Source organism: Micromonospora sp. NPDC023869 (assembly GCF_055559695.1).
Genome location: NZ_JBVHKD010000003.1, coordinates 430,962 through 455,374, shown reverse-complemented (window position 1 = coordinate 455,374; position 24,413 = coordinate 430,962). Strand labels below are relative to the sequence as shown.

Here is a 24,413-nt window from a genome sequence, read left to right as displayed (position 1 = left end):
ACAAGGAGCAGCGATGCTGACGAGACGACGTCCCCGCATCGACGTACCGGCCATCCTGCGGCTGATGGAGGTGGGCGACTACCTGCTGCCGTACACGATCCGGGCGGTCTGCCTGCTGCGGGTGGCCGACCAGCTCGCGGACGGGCCGATGGCCGCCGCCGACCTGGCCCGCGCCTGCGACGCCCACGAGCCCTCGCTGACCAAGGCGCTGCGGTACCTGGCCTCCCGGGATTTGTTCGCCGAGGTCACGCCGGGCGAGTTCGGGCTGACCCCGATGGCCGACCTGCTGCGCGCCGACCACCCGTACTCGGCCCGGGACATCTTCCTCTCCCCCGTGGTGTGCACCCGGGCGATGGAGGGCCTGGACCACACCCTGCGCACCGGTGAGGGCGCCTTCGACGCGGTGCACGGCGTCGGCATGTGGGACCACTTCGGGCAGCACCCCGGCGACGGCGAGGCGTTCGACAAGGTGATGAGCGGGGTCACCGGGATGGAGTTGGAGGCCATCCTGCGCGCCTCGGACTGGTCCCGATTCGGCACCGTGGTCGACGTCGGCGGCGGCAACGGCCGTTTCCTCGCCGACCTGCTGGGTCGCTTCCCCCGGATGCGCGGTGTGCTGTTCGACAAGCCCGGCGTGGTGGCGAACGCGCCGGAGACCTTCGCCACGGCCGGCGTCACCGACCGGGTACGCGTGGTGCCCGGCAGCTTCCTCACCGACGACATCCCCGCGGGCGGCGACGCGTACGTGCTCAAGCGGATCCTCTACAGCTGGAGCGACGAGGAGGCGACCGGGGTGCTGCGCCGCATCCGGGCCGCGATGTCCCCGCAGGGCCGGGTGTTCATCCTCGAGGCCGGACGGCAGTCCGAGGCGGAGAGCACCCCGCTGGCCCGCCGGATGGACATGCTGATGCTGACGTTGAGCGCGGGCGGCGCGCGCAGCCTGGACGAGCAACGGGCGATCCTGGCCGGGGCCGGGTTGGAACTGGTCGAGGCGACGCAGACCCCGATGTTCCCGGTGATCGAGGCCCGACCGGTATGACCGGTCTGCTGTCCTGGCTGGCGCAGCCGCGCGCCGACCGGGGCATCCGGTTCTCCCGCCCCGACGGGGACTGGGACCGGTGGTCGTACGCGCGGCTGGCCCGGCTGGCCCACGGACACGCCGCCGGGCTGGCCGCGCGTGGCGTACGCCCGGACGACGTGGTCGGGGTGGTGCTGCCCTCCGGGCCCGGATTCGTCGGCACCCTGTTCGGCGCGCTGCTGGCCGGGGCGACGGTGTCCCCGCTCGCCCCGCCCGCCGCCTTCGGCGATCCCGACCGGTACGCCGGGCACCTGAGCGCGGCTCTGGCGGCGATGCGGCCCCGGCTGCTGGTGGTCGACGCCGCGTCCGCGCCCTCGGTGGCCCGCGCGGCGGCCGACGCCGGGGTGTCCACCGTCGACGTCGCGGACCTGCCCGCCGAGGCGGCGGAGCCGGTGGAGGTGGCGTCGGCCCGGGTGGCGCTGCTCCAGTTCACCTCCGGCACCACCGGCGCGGTACGCGGGGTGCAGGTGCCGCGTACCGCCCTGGAGGCCAACATCGCGGCGGTCCGGGACTGGCTGGAGATGACGCCCGACGACGCGACCGCCTCGTGGCTGCCGGTGCACCACGACATGGGTCTGGTCGGGTGCCTGCTGGCACCCGTGGTCACCGGCGCCGACCTGTGGCTGCTCACCCCGGCGGAGTTCGTCCGGCGACCCAGCCGCTATCTGGAGTGCTTCGGCCGCGCCGGAGCCCGGCTGACCGCGATGCCCGGCTTCGGACTGGCACACGTGCTGCGGCGGGTCCGCCCCGAGCAGCTCGCCGGGCTGGACTTCCGGCAGTGGCGGGCGGTCATCGTCGGCGCCGAACGGATCCCACCGGCCACCCTGGCCGCCTTCGCCGACCTGCTCGCCCCGCACGGGCTGCGCCGCGAGGCGCTGCTGCCCGCGTACGGGCTGGCGGAGGCGACGCTGGCGGTGACCGGGCTGCCGCTGCGGACCGGGTGGCGGCAAATGCCCGGCCCGGACGGCGTACCCGTGGTGGGCTGCGGTGGGCCGGTGACCGGGGCCCGGATCGCGGTGGTCGACGACGACGCCCGACCGGTCGACGACGGGACGGTCGGTGAGATCGTGGTCGGCGGCGCGTCGCTCGCCGACGGTTACGCGGGCGGCCCGTCCTTCGACGGCACGGTCCGCACCGGCGACGCCGGCTTCCTGCGGGACGGGCAACTCTTCGTGCTGGGCCGCCTCGGCGACAGCCTGAAGGTCCACGGGCGGACCGTCTTCGCCGAGGACGTCGACGCGGTGCTCGGCGCGGCCCTGGACGCGCCGCCCGGACGGCTGGCCACCGTGCTCGGCCTGGTGGCGGGCGCCCCGACCGTGGTGGCTTATCTGGAACATCCCCGGCCGGACTGGCTGCCCCGGATCCCCGCCCTGGTCGCGCCGCTGGTGCCGGGGGCCGACGTGCACGTGGTGCCGGTGCCGTCCGGCACCATCCCGCGTACCACCAGCGGCAAGCCGAGACGGCGTCAGCTGTGGCGGCGGCACCTGGACGGGTCCGCGCACCCGCCGCACGATGCGGCGGGCACGGTCAGGTCAGGCCGAGGCTCCGGATGACGCCGGCCAGCACCTTCGTCCGGTGCGGCACCAGATAGAAGTGGTCGCCGTCGAAGACGGTCAGGTCGAAGGCGGCCCGGGTGTAACCGGCCCAGGCCGCCACCTCGTCCACCGCCGCCTCGGTGTCCACGTCGCCGACCAGCGCCGAGATGGGCGTGGCCAACGGCGCGGCGTCGACCGGGCGGTAGCTCTCGATCAGCCGGTAGTCCGCCCGCAGCGTCGGCATCAGCGCCGACCGGAGCTGCGGGTTCTCCAGCGCCGCCGGGTCGGTGCCGCCCAACCGGCGCAGCTCGTCCCAGAGGTCGTCGTCCGGGCCGAGGTGCTTGCTGCCCGGCCGGTGGTGGCACGGCGCGGGACGTCCCGAGACGAACAGGTGCGCCAGCGGCGCGGCGTGCCGCCGCTCCAGCCGGCGCGCCACCTCGTACGCGACGGCGGCGCCCATGCTGTGCCCGAACAGGGCGATCGGCAGGTCACGCCGGGGCGCGAGCACGTCGGTGACCATGTCTGCCAGCACCGGCATGGCGGTCAGCGCGGGTTCGGCGATCCGGTCCAGCCGACCCGGGTACTGCACCGCCAGCACCTCGACGTCGTCCGGCAACTCCCGGGCCCAGCTCCGATAGAACGGGGCGCTGCCGGTGGCGTGCGGGAAGCAGACCAGGCGCACGGTGGCCGCCGGCCGGGGCCGGTAGCAGCGCAGCCACCGTCGCGCGCTGGTCTCCACCGAGGTCACCCGCCCACTCCCGCCGGTTGCCGCGTCTGCGCCGGGTCGGCCACCGCCGCCTCACCGGCCGCCGCCAGGGCCGCCAGGTCCTCCGCGCCGAGCATCCGGGGCGGCTCGGCGGAGACCAGCTCCGGTGGGCCGAGGATCGCGGTCAGCTCCTGCCACAGTTGGCACAGCGTCAGGTGGTACTGCCCCTGCCGCAGCGGGTCCTCGCCCCGCTCGACGGTGTCCCGCAGGGTCCACAGTGCCCGGCGTACGCCCTGCGGCCAGGTGGTGCCGAAGACCGTGTCGTAGTGCGGCACCTCGCTCGGGCCGAAGGTGATCGCGCTCGGGGTGCTGGTGTCCCGGTCGGCGGCGAAGTGCGGGTCGGCGCCGATGCCGGCGACCTCGCGGGGGAAGTCGGGCCGGGCGGTCCACACCGTCGGGCCGTGCGTGCCGACGAGCGTGAGGTTGCCGGCCTCGGTGCCGATGGTGATGCGGTGCATCAGGTGGGCGTAGTTGTCCGGGTCGGCCGGGTCCATCTGGTTCTGCACCCGCAGCGTCACCGGCACTCCGGCCAGCACCCCGTCCAGGCTGCGGAACGGCAGGTCCAGTTCGGTCGCCGAGGTGACCGTCGGGGGCAGCGCCGGCAGCTCGGAGAACCGCCACGGTCGTACCCCGCCGAGCGCCTGACCGAGCAGGTCCAGCAGCGAGTACGCCAACTGGAAGCCGCAGGCCACGTCGAGGTAGCGCGGTGGCTGGCGACGCAGCAACTCGCCCGCCGCGCCGAGGAACCGGCGGACCGGGGTGATGTGCCGGTAGAACGGGTTGAGCTGGTACACCACCTTGTGCCGGCGGGCCTGGCGCAGGCAGCGGGCCAGCTCGTCGTGGTGCAGCGGGTGCTCCTGGAGCACGTGTACGCCCCGCGCCATCAACTCCATGGCCAGCTCGGAGCCACGACCACCGAGCAGCCCGCCCCGGATGACCACGCAGGCGATGTCGATGTCGTCGGGCAACTGGTCCACCGCCGTGTACAGCGGCACGCCGTAGTGCGCGGCGCAGGCCCGGGACCGGTCGCTGCCACCGGCGAGGACACCGGCGAGCTGGAAGCTCGGGTCCGCCTCGCGGAAGGACTCCAGATAGACCTGGCCGAACCGGGTGCCGCAGACGACCACCCGGGTGGGTCGCTTCATATCACGTCCTCCTCGTACTGCTCGACGGCGGAGACGTCCGCCACCACGGTGGCCAGCGGTACCGCCGGCACCGCCGCCAGTTCGGTGACGGTGGCGATCGGGTCGAGGACCTCGTCGGCGTGCCAGACGCCCGGCGGCACCGCGCCGGCCAGCACCGCCCGGGCCGTCAGCGCGGCCATGCTGCCGGTGAGTTCGCTGGCGCCGGTGCTGCGGACCACGGCGGTGCGCTCCCCAGTCGGCCCGGCGAGGGTGACCACCAGGTTCTGGTACGCCGGGTGGCCGAACAGGTCCAGCTCCGCCGCCCGGCACAGTCGCTCGCCGGACTCCCGGTGCCCGCCCTCGGCGGCCCCGGGGACGGCCCGCAGCGCGGCCAGCACCCGTTCACCGGCGAACACCGAGAACCAGTCGGCGTGTCGCAGCCCCAGCGCGGCGGCCACCCGGGCGGTCTCGGTGCCCAGGTAGGGCTGCGCGGTGACCGGCTCGGGGAACCACGGCAGGGTCAGCTCCGGCACCGGGCGTAGCGCGTTGCGCACCACCCGGCCGTCCCGCCAGGCCGCGGCGGGCCAGCCGAAACTCTCGTCGGCGGCGACGTAGTCCACGGCGGCGGTCAGGGTGAACCGGTCCCGCCCACCGACGTAGCCGGCCAGCCGCTCGCCGTCGGGCAGGTGGGCGGCCAACAGCCGGGGCAGCAGCCCGGTCAGTCCGGGCATCATCCCGGCCGACACCACCGCCGCCCGACCGCTGCCGTCGGCCGCCGCCGCCACCGCGGCGTGCAGCGCGTCGTCACCGGCCGCGTCGACGTAGTCGGCACCGGCCGCCACCGCCGCCCGGGCCACCTGGTCGACCAGTTCCACGGCCGGGCCTGCGCAGTTGAGCACCACCCGGGCACCCGCGCAGAACCGGGCGAGGTCGGCCGGGTCACGGGCGTCCACGACCATCGGTTCGGCACCGTCGACCTGCGGCGGTCGCCGGGCACCGACCCGCAGCGGGCCCACGTCCCAGGACCGCAGCAGCGCCACCGCCGCCCGACCGACCGCCCCGGAGGCACCGAGCACGGCGACAGCGGTCACCGCGCCGGCTCCGGGTCGAGGGCCGCCAGCGCGGTCCCGGCCGCCGGACCCAGCACCGTCAGATGGTCGGCGTCCACGTCGACCGTGCGGACGTCACCCAGGCACAGGTCGGCCCAGAACTCCAGGCTCTGCGCGTCGTAGGGCACCGCGCCGGTGGGCCGCAGCACGACGAGGTCACCGGCGTAGAGCGTCGGCTCGTGTCGGGCGACGGCCGCCAGTCGCGCGGCGAAGTCCTCGCCGGGCTCCCCGGAGCCGGTCTCCGCCCGGTACGCCGCCGCCGGGTCACCGCCGGGGGTCGGCCGCCACGGCGAGATCAGCACCACCGCGTCGACCTGCCCGCCGGCCTCGATCAGCGACCGGGCCACCTCCAGCGTGGCGGTGGCACCAAGGCCGAACCCGACCAGCCGTACCGCCGGGTGTCCGGCCGCCGTGACCAGCCGGGCCTGCGCGGCGGCGACCCGAAGCAGGTCGTCGGCCGCGCCCGGGGCCAACCCGAGCACCAGACCGGTCGCCGCCAGGTGCGGCACCAGACCCGCGTACGGGTCGACACCCGCGCCAGCGGACACCAGCACCCAGGGCGTCCCCTCGGTTCCCTCGTGCAGCACGGACAGTCCGTCCCCGCTGGACGTGGTCGGCTCCGACGGCGACGCGGTGACCGAAGTGGCCGCCGACTCCGCCTCGATGTGCCCGGCGAGCGCGGCCACCGTGGGCTGCTCCAGCACCTGCCGCAGCAGCTGGTCGAAGAAGAGACCGGCGGCCTGCGGGACCTCCTCCAGGATCCGGCCGGTGATCTGCGCCGCGACCAGGGAGTCCCCGCCGAGTTCGAAGAGGTTCTCGTCCCGGCCGACCCGGGGCAGCCGCAGCGCCTCGGCCCAGACCGCCGCAATTCGGCGTTCCAGGTCGCTGCCGAGGGCACCGGACGACCCGGCGGCGGTCGCCGTACCCCGTCGGGGCAGTCGACGGCGCAGCGCCGCCCGGTCGACCTTGCCGTTGGCGTTGAGCGGCAGGGCGTCGACGACCTGGACCACCGACGGCACCATGTACTGCGGCAGCCGCCCGGCCAGATGCTCGATCAGGTCGTCGCGGGAGATCCGCACCCGGTCGGTCTTGAACCGGGCGGCCAGCACGCACATGCCCAGCTCGGCGATGAAGCCGTCCGGCTCGGGCAGGCACAGCGGCTGGGTCGCGCCCGCCGCGCCCAGCACGTCCAGCCAGGAGCGCCGGTCGAGGAACACCTGCTCGGTGCCCTGACGCAGGTCGGTGAAGTCGGCGGTCGCCTCGTCCACCCGGACCAGCAGTTCCAGCGACGTCATGATCTGGTGGTGGTCGCGGGTCATCTCGCAGGCCACCAGCCAGCCCTGCGGGGCGAGCACCTCGCGCAGCCGGTCCAGCGCCCGGCCCACGTCGGCGCTGGCGTGCAGCACGTCGCCGGCCACGATCACGTCGAAGGAGTTCGGGGAGAGCCCCTGCCCGGCCAGGTCCCGGTCGATGTCGACCGCCTCCAGGCGCAGGCCGGGCCGGTCGCCGAACCGGGTCCGCAGTTCGCCCAGGAAGAACGGGGACAGGTCGGTGGCCAGGTAGTCCACCTCGTGCCCGTCCAGCGCGGCGAGCACGGCGGCGGTGGTGCCGCCGGCCCCGGCGCCCACCTCCAGCACCCGCAGCGCCCCGGGTTCGATCCGCTGCTCGGCGATCCGCCGCACCAGGGCCGCCGCCGCCTCGTTGGCCCACCTGTTGAACAGTGTGCGTTCGTAGAGGCCCTGCGAGACGTCCACCCGGCCCTGCGGGAACAGCAGCGCCAGCGGGTCGTCCTCGCCGCGCAGCAGGGCGGGCAGTTGCGCCGTGCTGGCCCGGAAGTAGTCCAGCAGGTCCCGGTCCTCGGCGTCGGCGAGCTCCGCGACCTCCCGCCATCCGGCGTCGGTGTCCGCCGCCGCACCCGCCGCGGTCAGCCCGTACCGGCCGTCGGCGTCCTGGTCCAGCAGGCCGGCGCCGGTGAGCGCGCGCAGCCAGCGCCGGACCAGCCGGTGGTGGCGGGGCGCGACGTGCGCGGTCTCCAGCAGGTCCGCCAGCGGGTGCCGACGGCCGGCGGCGAACAGCCCGGCGGCGCGGAACGCGTCCACCATGGCCGGCAGCGCGACGTCGTCCAGCCGGTGCGCGTACGCGAGGTAGCGGTCCCGGTCGACACCGGCGAGCGTGCTGTCCGCGTCGGCGCAGGCGTCCTCGCCGAGTTGCCCGACGGTCGCCTGGTCGTGCTCGGCCTGGGCAGCGGTGACCGCACGTCCGGCCGGTTCGACGAACGCGGCCAGCCGGCGCTCCAGCGGGGTGTCCCCGTCGACCACCACGACCGCCCCGGCGACCGCCGGGTGTCCGCCCAGCGCCGCCTCGATCTCGGCCAGCTCGATCCGGTAGCCCCGGATCTTGACCTGGAGGTCCTCCCGGCCGAGGAACTCGATGGTGCCGTCGGGCAGGTACCGGCCCAGGTCACCGGTGCGGTACAGCCGCTCACCGGTCTGCGGGTGCACGACGAAGCGCTCGGCGGTGCGCTCGCGGTCGTTGAGGTAGCCCACCGCCAGCCCCACGCCGCCGATGTACAACTCACCGCTGACCAGGTCCGGGCGGGGCCGCAGGGCCGCGTCGAGCACGTGGAAGCTCTGGTTGGTCAGCGGACGACCGTACGGGATGCTGCGCCACTGGGGGTCGACCTGCTCGATCGGGTACCAGATCGACCAGATGGACGCCTCGGTCGCCCCGCCGAGGCTGACGATCCGCAGTCCGGGCACCCGGGCGCGGATCTGGTCCGGCAGCGCCACCGGGATCCAGTCGCCGGAGAGCATCGCCAGCCGCAGCCCGGCCGGCACGGTGTCCGTGGCCGAGACGAGGTAGTCGTGCAGCATCTGCAACTGGGCGGGCACCGAGTTCCACACCGTGACGCCGTGCGTGCCGACCAGGTCGGCCCAGTGCGACGGGTCGCCCCGGCGCTGCGGGTCGGGCAGCACCACCGCACCGCCCACCGACAGCGGCCCGAAGATGTCGTACACCGACAGGTCGAAGCCGAGGTTGGAGAGGCCGAGCACCCGGTCGTCGGGGCCGACGCCGAAGCGGTCGTTGATGTCGAGCACCGTGTTCACCGCGCCCCGGTGATTGATCATGACGCCCTTGGGGGTGCCGGTGGAGCCCGAGGTGTGGATGACGTACGCCAACTCCTCCGGGTCGCCGGAGCCCTCGACCGGCTGCGGCTGCCCGGTGCCCAGCAGGTCCACGTCGAGCAGGCGCAGCCCCTCGGCCCAGCCGTCCCGATCCACTGCGGACTGGGTGAGTGCGCAGCGGACCCCGGCGTTGGTCAGGATGGTCCGGCGGCGCGCCGCCGGTTGCGAGGTGTCCACCGGTACGTAGACGCAGCCGGCCAGCAACGTGCCGAGCACCGCGACGACCTGCTCCCAGCCCCGGTCCATGACCACCGCGACCAGTTCCTGGCGGCGGCAGCCGGCGGCGGTCAGCGCCTCGGCCACCCCGGCGGCCCGGCCGAGCAGTTCGGCGTAGTCCAGCGTGCGGTCGGCGGCGACGACGGCGGGTCGGTCCGGGGTGCTCAGCGCCTGCAACACCACCCGGTCGTGCAGCATCCCGGCGGGGACCGGCGCCTGCGTCCGGTTGGTCTCGGCGCGGCGGTCCCGCGTCGCCTCGGGCGGGTCCGGGTGCCCGGTCCCGGTCCAGGCCGCATCGTCACCGGCCAGCCGGTGCAGCAACGCGTCGTACGCGGCGAACATGTCGTCGACCACGCCGGGCGGGAAGACCTCCTCCCGGACGTCCCAGTTGGACACCAGGCCGCCGTCGCGCTCGATGTTCTGGCAGTCGATCCAGACCTGCGGCGTCTGGCTGATCCCGTAGCCCAGCTCGCCCAGCGGCGCGCCGTCGGCGGCGGCCCCGGCCGAGGTGATGCCGATGGCGCTGGTGAAGACCACCGGGAACAGCGCCGCCTCGGCGCCCTGCCGGCGGGCGATCTCCCGCATCACCTCGATGCCGCTGAACGAGCGGTGGTCCAGGTCCTCCCAGAGCTGGGCCTGCAGGTCCCGGGCCCGCTCGTCGAACCGGCGGGTCGGGTCGGCGTCCACGGCCAGCAGGTCCACCGAGGTGAAGTCGCCGACCAGCGCGTTGACCTGCTCGTGCACCGGTGCCCGGTTGAGCAGGGTGATGTCGAGGGTGAACCGGGACCGCCGGCTGTACGCGGCGATGGTGTCCGAGAACGCGGCCAGCACCGCACCGGACGGGCTCACCCCGTGTCGGCCGGCGCGCTGCCGCAGCCCCTCCCAGACCTGCGGCGACAGCCGGGTCTCCCAGCGGCGGAAGCGGCCCTCGCTGTCGGCGGGACGGGCCACCGTGGGCAGTTCCGGCGCGGCCGGCAGGTCGTCGACCCGGGCCAGCCACCACTGCTTGTCCCGCTCGTGGCGCGGGCTCTCCCGCACCGCGCGCTCGGCGAGCTGGTAGTCCCGGAAGGTGATCTCCAGGGGCGGCAGCGGCTCGTCCGGCCGGTGATAGAGCCGGTGCAGCTCGTCGAGGACCACCTGGACGCTGATGAAGTCGGCGATCAGGAAGTCGATCGACACGTGCAGCACGGTCCGGTGGTCGGCGCGGGTGATCCGGGCGGCGAACAGCGGCCACCGGTCGGGCGTGTGCACCAGGTGGTCCATCTCGGCGCGGACCGCGCTGACCGCCGCCTCGACCACCGCCTCGGGGCGGCCGGTCAGGTCGATCACCGGCACCTCGAACGGCGGCACCTCGGCGAGGACGCGCTGCGCGCCGTCGGCCTCCACCACCGCGCGGAGCATGTCGTGCCGGGCGATCAGGGCCCGCCAGGCGGCGGTCATCCGCTCCGGGTCCAGCTCGGGGTAGACCAGTTCGCCGTAGCCGTGGCAGGCGACGCCGCCGTACGCGAACGTCTCGCCCCGCCCGAGCAGGTACGCCGCCTGCACGTCGGTGACCGGGAACGGGTCGTGCCGGTGCGCCCGGTCGGGGACCAGGGTGCCGGTGCCGGCGGCGTTGTCGAGGTGCGCGACGATCTCGTCGCGGCGGGCGCGCAACGCCTCGCGGCGATCCGGCGTCATCGCCCCCTGCGGTGCCCGGAAGCGCAGTTGACCGGCCTCCAACCAGACCCGTACCCCCACGCTCTCCAGCTCGGCGAGCAGGTCACCGGCGGACGACTGACTCATATCGTGCCCTCCTCGAAGTCACCGGGTTCCACCGCGCCGCGGTGGGCGTCGAAGACGTCTGCCAACTGCGCCACGGTCGGCGCCAGGAACAGTTGCCGCAGCGACAGCTCCACCCCGTGGCGCAGCCGCAGCGTCTCCACCAGCCGGGTGGCCAGCAGGCTGTCCCCGCCCAGGGCGAAGAAGCTCTGCTGCCGGCCGATCCGCTCGCAGTCGAGCACCTCGGCCCAGATCTCGGCGATCAGCTTCTCGCTGTCCCCGCGCGGGCTCTCGTCGGCCGCGTCGTCGGGTTCGGTGTCCACCTGGGCGGTCAACGCCCGACGGTCCACCTTGCCGTTGGCGGTCAGCGGCAGCCCGGGTACGCCGACCACCCGTTCCGGCACCATGTAGCTGGGCAGCCGAGTCGCCAGGAAGCCGACCAGGGCCGCCTCGTCGACCGGCTCGTCGGCGGCCACCACGGCCAGCGCCAGCCGCCGGTGCGTACCCTCGCCGACGGTCAGCCCGACGGCGCGGGTCACCCCGGCGTACGCCTCCGCCGCCGCCTCGATCTCGCCCAGCTCGATCCGGTGCCCACGGATCTTGACCTGGAAGTCGACCCGGCCGAGGAACTCCAGCGTGCCGTCGGGCCAGTACCGGCCGAGGTCCCCGGTGCGGTACCACCGCGCTCCGTCCACGGTGACGAACTGCCGTGCGGTGGTCTCCGGGTCGCCCCGGTAGCCCCGGGCCACCCCGACGCCGCCGATCCACAGCTCACCGGGGACCCAGTCCGGGCAGTCCCGGCCGCGGGGATCGACCACCCGGTAGCGCTGGTTGCGCAACGGCAGCCCGTACGGCACGGACCGCCAGTGCGCGGGCACCACGTCGACCTCGCAGGCGTTGGACCAGATGGCCGCCTCGGTCGCCCCGCCGAGTGCGACGAACCGGGCCTCGGGGCACCGGTCGCGCAGCCGTCCGGGCAGGTCGAGCCCGACCCAGTCGCCGGAGAGCAGGGCCAGCCGCAGCCGGTCGGGCAGGCCGTCGGTGTCGGCCGCGACCAGCAGCATGTCCAGCAGCGCGGGCACCGAGTTCCAGACCGTGACACCGGCGCTGCGGGCGGCAGCGGCCCACCGGCGGGCCTCCCGCCGGTCCTCGTCGGCGACGCAGACCACCGCACCGCCGACGCCGAGCAGCCCGAACAGGTCGTACACGGACAGGTCGAAGTCGAGCGCCGAGATGGCCAGCACCCGGTCGTCGGGGCCGACGCCGTAGCGGGTGTTGATGTCGTCGACCGTGTTCAACGCCGCCCGGTGGGTGATCTCCACGCCCTTCGGCTCGCCGGTGGAGCCGGAGGTGAAGATGACGTAGGCGAGCCGGTCCGGGTCCACCTCGACCGGTGCGGGCAACGGGGCGGCGGGCGTGTCCGGCGCCACCACCGGGTGACCGGTGTCCAGGTCGGGTCGGGCGACGACGGCGCGTACCCCGGCCCGGGAGTAGATCCGGTCGCGGCGTTCGGCCGGCTGGTCGACGCCGACCGGGACGTAGTGGCCGCCCGCCGCGAGCACGCCGAGCACTGCGGCGACCTGGTCGACGCCGCGCGGCAGGGTGACCGCGACGGCGTCGCCGGGCCGGACGCCGTGCGCGCGCAACGCCCCGCCGAGGCGCAGCGCCCGCACGGCGAGTTCGCGGTAGTCGACCGCCACGCCGTCGGCGGTCACCACGGCCGTGGCGTCGGGCGTGGCGGTGGCGTGCGTGAAGAAGCCGGTGTGCAGCAGGCCGGTCGGCAGCGGGCCGGCGGTGTCGTTGACCGCGTCCCGGACCCGCCGCTGCGCCGCCGGCAGTGGCGCCGGGGGCACCGCGTCCCAGTCCGCCGTGGTCAGCCGCAGCAGCAGCTCCCGGTACGCGTCGAACATGGCGTCGAGCAGTCCGGGCGGGAACAGTTCGTCGACCGAGTCCCAGTTGTAGACCAGTCCGCCGTCGCGCTCCATCACCTGGTTGTCGAGCCAGACCTGCGGGGTCTGCGAGATGCCCCAGACCAGCTCGCCGAAGGGGAACGACATCTCGCTCATGCCACCGGCGACGCCGAGGGCGCTGGTGAACACCACCGGCATGCTCACCGCGCCGCCCTGCTGACGGCGGGCGAGTTCGCGCAGCACCCACAGCGCGGAGACCGAGTCGTGGGCCATCCCCTCCCAGACCTGCTCCTGGGTCCGTCGGACCACGTCCAGCCAGGTGTCCCCCTCCCCCGCCCGGTGCGCCAGCAGCAGCAGGGAGGTGAAGTCGCCGAGGATGTTGTTGATGTCGGGGTGCACGTCACGGCGGTTGAACAGGGTGAGGTTGAGGGTCAGCTCCCCGCGACCGCACCAGGCCGACAGCACCTCGGCGAAGGCGGCGGCCAGGACGCTGGCCGGGGTCACCCCGTGCCGGCGGGCCTGCTCGGTCAGCCGGGCCCACTGGGTCGGGTCGAGCCGGTCCTCCCGGCGGACGAAGCGCGGGGCGACCACGGTCTCCGGGTCCACGGCCAGCGGCAGCGGCGGCGCGGGCGGGAGGCTGTCCAGCCGCTCCCGCCAGTACCGCTGGTCGTCCTCCACGGCCGACGAGTCGGCCAGCACGTAGTCGCGGAAGGTCACCCCGACCGGCCGCAGCGATGCCGCCGGGTCGGTGTAGAGCGTGGTCAGCTCGTCGAAGAAGATCACGATGCTGAGCGCGTCGAGCACGATGTAGTCGAAGCTGAACCCGATGCGGACCCGGCCGTCGGCGTACCGGACGGCGGCGATCGCCAGCAGCGGCCAGCGGCTCGGGTCGGGGACCCGGTGGGCCATCCGCTCCCGCAGGTCGCGCAGTTCGGCGTCACCGCCGTCGTGGACGGTGATCCGGAACCGGTCGACCTCGGCCAGCACCCGCTGGTCGCCGTCGTCGTCGAAGATCGCGCGGAGCATGTCGTGCCGGGTGACCAGCAGGTCGACCGCGTCCTCCAGCCGGTCCAGGTCGACGTCGGCGCCGTCGAACTCCCAGTACCAGTGCGAGCCGACGCCACCGAGCGCGAACTCGCTGCTGCGCCCCAGCCAGTACGCCCGCTGCACGTCGGTGGGCGGGAAGGGCGCGTACCGGTTGGCCGGGTCGGATCGCAGCTCGGCGACGACCGGGCGGCTCCCCTCGGCGCGGCGCAGGGTGGCGGCGAAGTCGGCCAGCACCGGGGTGGCGAAGAGTTGGCGCAGGTTCGCACCGTCCAACCCGGCGGCGGTGAGCAGGGCCATCGACCGGGTGGCGACCAGGCTGTCGCCGCCCGCCGTGAAGAAGCTCTGCCGCCGCCCGACGGCGGGCACCCCGAGCAGGTCGGCCCAGATCCGGGCCACCTCACGCTCGATGTCGCCGACCGGCGGATCGAGCTGCTCGGGGCCGGGGCCGGCGGCCTCGACCAGCCGGGTCACCGCCCGTCGGTCGATCTTGGCGTTGGCCGACAGCGGCAGGTCGTCGGTGAGCACCACCCGCTCGGGCACCATGTACCCGGGCACCTGCTCGGCCAGCCAGTCACGCAACGCGGCCGGGTCCAGGTCGGTGTCGGTGGTGACGGCGACGGCGAGTCGTCGGGGCGTACCGAGGGCGACCGCGACCGCGCGGCGGACGGCGGGGTGCCGTTCCAACGCGGTCTCGATCTCCCCCAGCTCGATCCGGTGACCCCGGATCTTCACCTGGGCGTCGGCCCGGCCGAGGAACTCCACGGTGCCGTCCGGGTGGTAGCGGGCCAGGTCACCGCTGCGGTACCAGCGCACCCCGTCGATCTCACGGAACTGCGCGGCGGTGCGGGCGGGGTCGCCGCGGTAGCCGTCGGCCACCGAGAGGCCACCGATCCAGAGTTCGCCGGTGACCCAGTCGGGCCGGTCCCGGCCCTCCGGATCGGTCACCCGCATGAGCTGGTTGGCCAGGGGCACGCCGTACGGCACCGAGCGCCAGTCGTCGGGCACCGGCACCGGCACCACCTGGACGGTGGAGTGGATCGCGGTCTCCGTGGTGCCGCCGAGCGCCACCAGGACCGCGCCCGGCGCGTGCGTGGCCAGCCGTCCGGCCAGGTCAAGCCCGACCCAGTCGCCGCCGAGCAGGGCCAGTCGCAGCGGCAGGTCCCCGTCGGTGCCGGTGGTCAGCAGCATGTCCAGCAACGCCGGCACGGACTGCCAGATCGTCACCCGGTGTCGCCGGACCAGTTCCACCCACCGGTCGGCGTCACGCCGCTCGTCCTCGCCGACGCAGACCAGCGCCGCACCGACGCTCAGCATGCCGAACATGTCGTACACGGAGAGGTCGAAGTCGAGCGCCGAGACCGCGAGCACCCGGTCGTCCGGGCCGACGTCGAAGCGCCGGTCGATGTCGTCGATCGTGTTGACCGCCGCCCGGTGCGGCACCTGCACGCCCTTCGGCTCACCCGTGGAGCCTGAGGTGAACAGCAGGTAGGCCGGGTCGTCGTCGGTGCCGGGGATCGGGCCGGCCGGCGGGTAGGAGCGGTCCGCCACGTCGAGCACGCACAGGTCGGCGGGCAGCTCCGGCAGAGGCACTCCGGTCACCACGTGCCGCACCCCGGCCACCGCGTGGATCCGGGCCCGGCGGGCGGCCGGCTGGTCGACGCCGACCGGCACGTACACCCCGCCGGCCCGCAGCACGCCGAGCACCGCGACGACCTGTCGGGGTCCCTTCTCGACGGTGACCGCCACCGGGTCGCCGGGGCGCAGCCCGTTGGCGACCAGCGCTCCGGCGATGCGGTCGGCCTGCGCGGCCAGGTCGCCGTAGTCGAGCCGGCCGTCGGTGCCCCAGAGCAGCGCCGGGCGGTCCGGCTCGGCGGCGGCCCGGGCGAAGAAATCGTCGTGCAGCCGCCGGCGACGGACCGGACGGGCCGTGTCGTTGGCCGCCGCGCGGACCTGCCGGGTCCGCTCCGGCAGGAGCTCCGGCGGGTACGCGGCCCAGTCGGCGTCGTCGTCGAGCAGCCAGCCGAGGATCCGCAGGTACGCGTCGAACATCTCGCCGACCAGCCCGGCCGGGAAGAGTTCCTCGACGCAGTCCCAGTTCACGAACAGCCCGTGCTCGCGCTCGGTGACCTGCACGTCCAGCCAGACCTGCGGGGTCTGCGACATGGTCCAGCCGGGTACGCCGAAGCTCTCCCGCACCTCGCCGTCGAACAGTTCACCGAGGCTGAGCGCGCTGGTGAAGACCACCGGGGCGCCGACGGGCGTACCGCCGCGCAGCCGGGTCAGGTCCCGCAGCACGTCCACTCCGGTGTAGCCGGGGTGGGCGGCGTCGGCGCGCAGCCGCTCCTGCACGGCGCGGGCGAAGGCGGCGAAGTCGCGCTCGGCGGTGGTGTCCACCTCCAGCAGCAGCAGGTTGGTGAAGTCGCCGACCAGGTGGGCGACGTCCGGGTGCACCGGCTGCCGGTCGTAGAGCGGCAGGTTGAGCAGGAACCGGCCGGCGGCGCTCCACCGGCCCAGCACGTGCCCGAAGGCGGCCAGGAACAGCACCGGCAGGGTCAGCCCGTAGGTGCGGGCGCGCCGGGTCAGTCGCTCGACCTGGTCGGCGGCGACCCAGTGGTGGTGCCGGACCACCCGCTGGCCGCTGACCTGCTGCGGGTCCACGGCCAGCGGCAGCTCCGGCGGGCCGGGCAGCTCGGGCAGCCGCGCCTGCCAGTACGCCTGGTCCGCGTCCCGTTCGCCGACCCGGCGCTCACGCAGGGTCGCCAGGTAGCTCGGATAGTCCAGCGCGATCGGGGGCAGTTCGGCGTCCGGGTCCCGATAGAGGCGGGCGAGTTCCGACATCAGGATCCGGAAGCTGTGCGCGTCGGCCACCAGCATCTCGATGTGCACGTGGCAGCGCGTACCGCCGTCGGGCAGCAGCGAGAGCTGCACGTCGAAGACCTCGCCCCGGCCCACCTCCAGCCGCCGGTGCGACAGCCGGTCGCGCAGGTCGAGCAGGGTCCGCTCGGCCTCGGCGTGGTCGTGTGCCCGCAGGTCGTGCACGGTCAGGCCGGGCCAGGGGCTCTCCGGCAGGATGCGCTGCCGACCGTCGTCGTCGAAGCGGGCCCGCAGCATCCCGTGTCGGCGCAGCAGGGCACGGACCGCGGCGTCGAGCCGGGCCGGGTCCACGCCGCGGCCGTCGAACTCGTTGTAGAAGTGCGCGCCGACGCCGCCGAGGGCCTGGCCGTCGCCCCGCCCCACCCAGTACGCGTGTTGCATCGCGGCGAGGTCGAAGGGTTCGTCCGCGTCGACAACGGTCAGCGGCGGCGCGTCGGGCGTCACCGCGGCGGCGGGAGCCCGCCCGGCGACCATTGTCCACCAGTCGTCCAGTGTGCGTCCCTCGACCAGCTCCGCGAAGCTCACCGTCACGCCCCGCTGGTGCCAGCGGGCCACCAGTCGCATCACACCGATCGAGTCGAGACCGAGCTGAAGCAGGTCGGCGTCGTCCGCGACAGTGCCGGGTGGTTCACCGAGGACGGCCGCGATGTCGTCCCGCATGCCGTCCCGGGTGAAGGGTCGTGTGTGTTCGGCCTCGACGCCCAATCTGGGTCTCCCCTGTTCGACGGAGTTGTCCGGCACCGCCACACGAGTCCGTGCCGACGCCAAGGTAACAAGCCGACACGGATACGTACAGTAGAAAGAACATGCTACTTGCAATAGGCTCCACATACGACGGCATGACGGCCGGTCAGACCCCGGTGGTGACCGGCGGAGAGGTGGCACCCGCGATGGTGACCGGCCCGCCCGTGGAGGGCACCTGCCAGGTCTGGTGGGCCGAGGTCGGGTCACCGGACGACGAGCGCCTGCTCGCCCTGCTGTCCGCGCCCGAACGCGACCGGCACGCCGGGTTCACCGACCCGCACTCGCGCGCGACACACCTCACCGCCCGGGCGCTGACCCGGCTGGTGCTCGCCGGGATGCTCGACACCCCGGCCACCGGGTTGCGTTTCGAGGCGGTGTGCCGACAGTGCGGCGGTCCACACGGCAAGCCGGTGCTGCGCGTACCCGCCGCACCGGTGACGTTCTCCGTCGCGCACTCCGGGCGGTGGTGTGCGGTGGCGTTCGCCGGTCGCACCGAGGTCGGGGTGGACGTCGAACGGATCGCGGTACGCGGACGGGACCTCCCGTGGCGAGCCCTGTCCCCGGTCGAGCGCGCGGTGGTCGCGGCCACCGCCGACCGGGACCGCACGGCCGCCTTCATCCGCTACTGGACCAGGAAGGAGGCACTGGTCAAGGCGACCGGAGACGGCCTGACCGTCGACCCGGCCACGATCACGGTGTCCACGCCGGACCAACCGGCCCGGATGCTGCGCTGGACGGGCACACCCACCCCGGTCGCCCGACCGCACCTCGCCGACCTGGCCGCCCCCACCGGGTACGCCGCCGCACTGGCGAGCCTCGGCAGAACCCTTGTCGTGTCCACTCACGACGGCAATTCACTGCTCGACCCGATCCGCTCCGGTGTGGCGGGTTTCGCATCGACACACATTTCCAATAAGTTGCTGACCTAGCGCGACCGGGTGATCTCCTTCCGTGCCCGAGACCGGGGACGCACCCGCACCGTCACGTCCACCGAACCCCCCAGGAGAGGGATCTGATGTCTGACGACACTCGCACGTCGCCAGGAACCGACACCGACACGGTGTCGGCGCCTGCGCCGGCCGCGACGCCACCCGACGAGTTCGTACCACCGGTCACCGGTCGCAAGCGCACCCTCGCCCTGATCGTGGTGCTCACCGGGTTCGTGCTGGACCTGCTCGACATCACCATCGTCAACGTGGCGCTGCCGTCGATCCGGGACGGCATCAACGCCACCGCCTCCACCATGCAGTGGCTGGTGGCCGGCTACGCGCTCGCCTTCGCCTCGATGCTGATCATTTCCGGTCGGCTCGGCGACATCGTCGGCGTACGCCGGATGTTCCTGATCGGTGTCGCCGGCTTCACCTTCACCTCGTTGCTCGCCGGCATGGCCCAGTCGCCCGAGCAGCTCATCGTGCTGCGCTTCCTCCAGGGCGCGATGGGCGCGGTGATGGTGCCGCAGGTCTACACGCTGATCCAGTTGCTCTACGCCCCCAAGGAACGCGGCCGGGCGTTCGCCGCGCTCAGCGCCGCGCTCGCCTTCGGTACGGTCGGCGGTCCGCTGGTCGGCGCGCTGCTGACCACCGCGAACGTCGGCGGCCTCGGCTGGCGCATGATCTTCCTGGTCAACGTCCCGATCGGCATCGCGGCGTTCTTCGCCGCGCGGGCGCTGCTGCCCGAGTCCGAGCGCAACCGTGGGGAACGGCTCGACGTGGTCGGCGCGACGCTGATCACGGCGGCGGTGATGCTGATCGTCTACCCGCTGGTGCAGGGTCGCGAGCACGGCTGGCCGCTGTGGACGTACGCCATGATGGTCGCCGGTCTGGTGGTGTTCGCGCTGTTCGTGCTGCACCAGCGCTCCCGCACCGAGTCGCCGCTGGTGCCGCTGTCGCTGTTCCGGCACCGCTCGTTCAGCTCCGGCCTGGTGGTGGTCTTCCTCTTCCAGGGCGCGGTGATGTCGTTCTTCCTGGTCATCACGATCTACGTGCAGATCGGGGTGGGCTACAGCATCCTGCGCGCCGGGCTGGCCGGTCTGCCCTGGGACATCGCGGTGCCGCTGCTCGGCTGGCTCTCCGCCCGCTGGATCACGCCGAAGCTCGGTCGGGTGGGCCTCCAGTTCGGGTTGGTGCTGCTGATCGCCAGCATGTTCTGGTTCATGTGGGTGATCGACAGCACCCCGCAGGTGACCATCTGGCAGTTGCTCGTGCCGATGTTCATCGGCGGCGCCGGCATGGGTATGACGTTCCCGCCGCTGATGGGGTACTCCCTGCACGACGTGCCCGGGCATCAGGCCGGATCGGCCTCCGGGGTGGTGAACGCCAACTACCAGATCGGTGTGACGCTGGGCATCGCCGCCTGCGGCACGCTCTTCTTCAGCCTGATCGCCGCCAACGCGCCCACCGCCACCGACGACGTGGGACCGCGTCTGCGCGCGGACCTGGTCGCCGTCGGTGTCGCCGAGGGCCAGGCCGAGCAGATCGGGCAACGCTTCCGGGACTGCGTGAGCGCCCAGCTCGGCGCCGCCGACCCGACACTGCCTCCGGCCGGTTGCGACAGCGCGACCGTGGCGGCCGGCGGCGGTGACCGGGCCGTCGAGGTGATCGATCAGCGGTCGTTCGAGGCCAGCCAGATCAGCTTCCAGCGGGCCATGGTCGGCACGCTCTGGTTCAGCGTGATCAGCTTCGCGCTGGCCCTGCTGGGTAGCTTCCTGCTGCCTCGCCGCTGATCAGGTTCGGCCGACACGGACAGCGGCCCCGGTACCTCCGTCGCGGAGGGTACCGGGGCCGCGGTGTGTCGCGGGTCGGATCAGCCGAGCGCGGTCCGGTAGGTCGCGATGGTCCACACGTGGCCCTGCGGGTCCTGGCAGGTGAACTCGTACGAGTCGTGCGGCTTGCTCTCCGGCGCGAGCAGGATCTCGGCGCCACCGGCGACGGCCTTGGCGTGCAGCGCGTCCACCTCGGTGTCGGTCTCGACCCGGACGAACGTGCCGGCGGTGGCGGCACCGAGCGCCCGCGGCTCGCCGAGACGGAGCCCGCCGTTGGCCGGGTTGATCATGATCAGACCGTGGTCACCGATCTTGAGTTCGGCGTGGTAGACGTTGCCCTGCCCGTCGTCGAAGACCCCGAGCGTGGTGAAACCGAACGTGTTCACCAGCCATTCGATGGCCTTGGCCGGGTTCTCGTAGGCGATGTACGGGGCGACGGTGGGCGGCACGGAGGAATCGGCCATGGGTCACTCCTCGGAGTCGATACGGCGAGCCTGTCAGGACGAACAATCACTCTATGTGCTCTTTGCGTCCGGCGGACGACAAGAAGCCGACGTTCTGTCGTCGACGGTCAGTCGAGCTTCGGGGCGTAGCTGCCGAAACCCCACAGGTGGCCCTCCAGGTCGCGGACCACGTACTCCCGCGAGCCGTAGTCGGTGTCGGTGAGCGGCATGACCACCTCGGCGCCCGCCGCCACCGCCCGGTCGTGGTGGGCGTCGACGGCGTCACCGACGTAGACGTAGACGCCCTGGCTGGTCATCGGCAGGTCCCGGGGGCTGGCCATGGGCAGGCTGGACGAGCCGGCCGGACCGAGTTGGAACGTCCCGATGCCCCACCGCAGCTCGGCGTGCACCACCTGACCCTCGCCACCGGTGGTCTTCTCCAGCAGCGTGAACCCGAAGGCGGAGCAGAGCCAGTCGATGGCGGCACCCGGGTCCCGGTAGCGAAGGAAAGGGATCACCGGTGCGACCACATCGGACATGTGTGGATCCTCCTGATGTCGACAGACGACATCCACCCTACCCAGCCGCCTCCGGCGCAGACAGCCGACACACCCGGGTCAGCGCGGTCGTACCAGCAACGGTAGCTGGTCGTACGAGCGCAGGCTGGCGTGTCGGCGCCGGACCGGCGGACCCGCCGGACCGAGGATCTCCACCGTCCGCACCAACCGCTCGAACACGATCACCGACATCAACCGGGCCATCGCGGTGCCGAGACAGTGGTGCAACCCGCCGCCGAACCCGAGATGCGGGTTGGGGTCACGACCGACGTCCAGGCGCTCGGCGTCGGCGAACACGGTGGCGTCCCGGTTGGCAGCGCCGAGCAGCAGCAGGACGGTCCGACCCGCCCGGATCTTCACCCCCTCCACCTCCACCGGTTCGCGGGCCACCCGGATGACGTTCTGGATCGGCGCGTCGTACCGCAGGAACTCCTCCACCGCGGTGGGCACCAGACCCGGGTCGGCGCGCAGCCGGCGCAGCTGGTCCGGGTGCGCGAGCAGCGCCGCGACGCCGTTGGAGACCAGGCCCATGGTGGTCTCGAAGCCGGCGTGGAACAGGAAGAGCATGTTGTCCACGAAGTCGGCCACGGACAGCCGGTCGGTGGCCGACTCCTCCCAGTACATCCCGGCCAGCGTCGGTCCGCCGGGCTCGTCGCGGCGGGTGGCGAGCAGCTCGCCGAGGTAGTCGTGCAGCCACGGCAGCGCGGCGTTGATGTCGTGCAGGTCGGCTGGGGTGAGGTTGGCCGCGTCGAACACCTTGGCCAGCGAGATCACCCGGGTCAGCACCTCCGGCCGGTCCACGGCCGGAATCCCGATCAGGTCGCACACCACCCCGACCGGCAACGGCACCGCGAGGTCGGTCACCACGTCGAGGGTGCCGCGTTCCAGGGCGGGGTCGAGCAGCGCGTCGGCCGCCGCACCGATGTGTCCGGTCAGCCGGCGCGCCACCGGGGTACCGAGCGCCCGACCGATGAACCGCCGCAGTCGGGTGTGGTCCGGCGGGGTGCGGGTCAGCACGATCCGGTCCAGGAACTCCGCGCCCGGCCCGTCGCCGAGGGTGATCCGCGTGTACTCCGGTGGCATCCGGCTCTCCAGCCGGCCCTCGCGCAGCAGCGTGGACACCAGGGAGTGGCCGGTGACCAGCCACTGACCCAGCTCGGCCCGGGACAGCGGGCCGCGTTCCCGCAGTTGCGCGTAGGCCGGGTACGGGTCGTCCTGGGTCGCCAGGAACGCCGCGGACAGGTGAGGACGCGCGGTCTCGGCTCGCATACAGAGCACTATCCGGGAGAGCCTGGCGGGCGGCAAGACCCTACATACATCTATCGTCACAGTCGACAAGGTCCACGGGCTGTTCTAGGCTCGGTCCGTGGCTCAGCTCGTGCGTGAGGAACCCGCTTCCGTCGGTCAACGCCTCCTGGCCCTGATGGACCACTACCGGGGACGGGACAGCGCTCTCAACGAACAGGTGCTGTGGCGCTTGCGTGGTCCGTACGACCACGAGGCGATGACGCGGGCGGTGGCCGCCCTGACCGCCCGGCACGAGCCACTGCGGACCACATACCCACGGGGTCGCCGGATGCGCCAGCAGATCCACGAGCCGCGCCCGGTGCCGGTGCCGGTGACCGACGTGTCGGCCGAGGCCGACCCGGCCGCCGCCGCCCGGGAGATCGTCGCCACCGAGGTGGCAGGCGGGGTCGACGCCTCAGTTTGGCCGCTGCGACCACGGGTGGTCCGGCTCGACCCGGAGCACCACCTGGTGGTGCTCACCCTGCACCACTACTGCTCCGACGACTACTCCAACGCGTTGCTCGCCCGCGACCTGCGGGCGCTGTACGCGGCCGAGACCGGCGAGACGGTCGACCTGCCCGCCCCGCAGTGGCAGTACGCGCAGTGGGCCCGCTGGCAGGCCGAGCAGCTCTCCGGTGCGAACCTTCAGCGGCTCACCGACTACTGGACCGGCAAGCTGAGCGGCGCGCGCCTGGTGGAGCTGCCGGCCCGCAGACGGCGTCCGGTGCCCGAGGGCGAACCGCCGTGGATCTCGGTCGAGCACTATGTGGACGCCGAGACCACCGCCGCCCTGCGCCAGCTCGCCCGTCGGCACCGCACCACGCTGTTCCCGGTTACGCTGGCGGTGTTCTACGCCCTGCTCTACGCCGAGACCGGCGGCGACGACCTCACCGTGGCCTCGCTGTTCGCCAACCGTGGGCAGCCGCAGGTACGCGACACGGTGGGCTTCTTCGCCAGCATGGTGTTGCTTCGGGAACGCTTCACGTCGGACACCACACTGAGCGAGCTGATCGCCCAGGCCCGGACCACCGTGATGGACGCGATGCGGCACCAGGACCTGCCGCACCAGCTGCTCCCGCCGGACACCGTGGCGGGCGGCACCGGACGCACCGACGACGTGCTGTTCCAGCTGCTCGGCAGCCTGATGACCCGGGCGGACATGGCCGGCGAGGAGCTCGACGACATGGAGGCCCAGCTCGAACGGCGGCGCTTCGCGCTGGAGTTCGTCGTGGTGCCGCAGGGCGACCAGCTCTCCGCCCTGCTGTTGTGTTCGCGGGCGGAGTTCGACCCACTGTGGGCGGACGCCTTCGTCCGCGACTATGTCACCCTGGTGCGACGCGCGGTCGCCGATGCCGACGTCCCGCTCGCCCGGCTGCGCGGCGCGCCGGTGACCTGAGCCCGCCGGTCCGCTCCGGGCCGGCACGACCCGGAGAGGGCCGAGATGATCACTGAGGACGAGGTCCGGCGGATCGCGCTGCGCCTGCCCGAGGCGCAGGCCAGCGCCCACTTCGACAACGCCGACCTGCGGGTCCGCAACAAGATCTTCGCCGCCTTCCCGGCCGGCGCGGGCACCGTCATGCTGCGGCTCGACCCGCAGGAGCAGGCCGCGCTGCTCGCCGAGGACCCGGCCACCTTCGGCGCCCCGGACAACCACTGGGGACGCCAGGGCTGGACCAGTGCCCGGCTGGACCGGGTCGATCCCGGGCAGTTGTCCGAGCTGCTCACCGAAGCCTGGCGACGGCGGGCGCCCCGACGTCTGGTGGCGGCGTTCGACTCGGGGCGTCCGGGCGAGGGTGGTGTCGGGTAGTGGGCTCGCCCGGCCGACCGGAACAGGCGACATCCGACAACACAATTGATTGAACCCGCAATTATCGACATCGCACGAATCGAGCTATTCCCCACCGACGTGACGCCGTCGACCACTTATGCAAATTGCAGATCTCGCCGCACGGATAATCCGGTTAAGTCTTTCTGAATCGGACCGAAACGACACACATAAACTTTCGGACCGACCGACCC

14 protein-coding genes are annotated in these 24,413 nt (G+C 73.3%); 6 read left to right on the top strand and 8 right to left on the bottom strand.

Annotation, left to right across the window (positions count from 1 at the left end; all coding sequences use genetic code 11):
- Positions 1-13: 13 nt before the first annotated feature.
- On the top strand, positions 14-1,039 hold the full coding sequence (locus ACZ31C_RS12540) for a methyltransferase (protein ID WP_396750975.1): 1,026 nt from the start codon (positions 14-16) through the stop codon (positions 1,037-1,039).
- Entirely contained in the window at positions 1,036-2,631 is a 1,596-nt protein-coding gene (locus ACZ31C_RS12535; RefSeq protein WP_465795351.1) for an AMP-binding protein, read from the top strand. Before ACZ31C_RS12540 ends, ACZ31C_RS12535 begins: the two co-directional genes overlap by 4 nt.
- Here the strand turns inward: ACZ31C_RS12535 and ACZ31C_RS12530 are convergent.
- From ACZ31C_RS12530 to ACZ31C_RS12510, 5 genes are read right to left on the bottom strand one after another with little or no spacing between them, the layout of a single operon-like run.
- Positions 2,606-3,361, bottom strand: coding sequence for a thioesterase II family protein (locus tag ACZ31C_RS12530; RefSeq protein ID WP_350694659.1), 756 nt, complete (start codon positions 3,359-3,361; stop codon positions 2,606-2,608). The two genes, ACZ31C_RS12535 and ACZ31C_RS12530, sit on opposite strands and share 26 nt — an antisense overlap.
- On the bottom strand, positions 3,358-4,524 hold the full coding sequence (locus ACZ31C_RS12525; protein ID WP_465795350.1) for a Gfo/Idh/MocA family oxidoreductase: 1,167 nt from the start codon (positions 4,522-4,524) through the stop codon (positions 3,358-3,360). The genes ACZ31C_RS12530 and ACZ31C_RS12525 overlap by 4 nt, the downstream gene beginning before the upstream one ends.
- Positions 4,521-5,594 carry a saccharopine dehydrogenase NADP-binding domain-containing protein gene (locus ACZ31C_RS12520; RefSeq protein WP_465795349.1) on the bottom strand — a complete coding sequence of 358 codons (1,074 nt, stop codon included), beginning with the start codon at positions 5,592-5,594 and terminating at the stop codon, positions 4,521-4,523. The genes ACZ31C_RS12525 and ACZ31C_RS12520 overlap by 4 nt, the downstream gene beginning before the upstream one ends.
- Entirely contained in the window at positions 5,591-10,795 is a 5,205-nt protein-coding gene (locus tag ACZ31C_RS12515) for a non-ribosomal peptide synthetase (RefSeq protein WP_465795348.1), read from the bottom strand. Before ACZ31C_RS12515 ends, ACZ31C_RS12520 begins: the two co-directional genes overlap by 4 nt.
- Positions 10,792-17,262, bottom strand: coding sequence for an amino acid adenylation domain-containing protein (locus ACZ31C_RS12510; protein ID WP_465795347.1), 6,471 nt, complete (start codon positions 17,260-17,262; stop codon positions 10,792-10,794). The genes ACZ31C_RS12515 and ACZ31C_RS12510 overlap by 4 nt, the downstream gene beginning before the upstream one ends.
- 179 nt (positions 17,263-17,441) lie before the next feature.
- Here ACZ31C_RS12510 and ACZ31C_RS12505 point away from each other — a divergent pair, with 179 nt between their 5' ends.
- Positions 17,442-18,275 carry a 4'-phosphopantetheinyl transferase family protein gene (locus ACZ31C_RS12505; RefSeq protein ID WP_465795346.1) on the top strand — a complete coding sequence of 278 codons (834 nt, stop codon included), beginning with the start codon at positions 17,442-17,444 and terminating at the stop codon, positions 18,273-18,275.
- An 86-nt stretch (positions 18,276-18,361) separates the two neighbouring features.
- Positions 18,362-20,068, top strand: a complete 1,707-nt coding sequence (locus ACZ31C_RS12500) for an MFS transporter (protein ID WP_465795345.1) — start codon at positions 18,362-18,364, stop codon at positions 20,066-20,068.
- A gap of 80 nt (positions 20,069-20,148) precedes the next feature.
- On the opposite strand, the gene ACZ31C_RS12495 is transcribed toward ACZ31C_RS12500, so the two are convergent.
- The 3 genes from ACZ31C_RS12495 to ACZ31C_RS12485 form a co-directional block, all read right to left on the bottom strand.
- A complete protein-coding gene (locus tag ACZ31C_RS12495) occupies positions 20,149-20,571 on the bottom strand; it encodes a VOC family protein (RefSeq protein WP_449945262.1) in 423 nt (140 codons plus the stop codon).
- Positions 20,572-20,678: 107 nt separating this feature from the next.
- Positions 20,679-21,089, bottom strand: a complete 411-nt coding sequence (locus ACZ31C_RS12490) for a VOC family protein (RefSeq protein ID WP_350694674.1) — start codon at positions 21,087-21,089, stop codon at positions 20,679-20,681.
- A gap of 78 nt (positions 21,090-21,167) precedes the next feature.
- Complete coding sequence (locus tag ACZ31C_RS12485) at positions 21,168-22,376, bottom strand: cytochrome P450 (protein WP_465795344.1); 1,209 nt, start codon at positions 22,374-22,376, stop codon at positions 21,168-21,170.
- 154 nt (positions 22,377-22,530) lie between these two features.
- On the opposite strand from ACZ31C_RS12485, the gene ACZ31C_RS12480 reads away from it, so the two are divergent.
- Both ACZ31C_RS12480 and ACZ31C_RS12475 read left to right on the top strand, forming a co-directional pair.
- A complete protein-coding gene (locus ACZ31C_RS12480) occupies positions 22,531-23,790 on the top strand; it encodes a condensation domain-containing protein (protein WP_465795491.1) in 1,260 nt (419 codons plus the stop codon).
- A 45-nt stretch (positions 23,791-23,835) separates the two neighbouring features.
- Entirely contained in the window at positions 23,836-24,201 is a 366-nt protein-coding gene (locus tag ACZ31C_RS12475; protein WP_465795343.1) for an MmcQ/YjbR family DNA-binding protein, read from the top strand.
- The last annotated feature ends 212 nt before the right edge of the window (positions 24,202-24,413 follow it).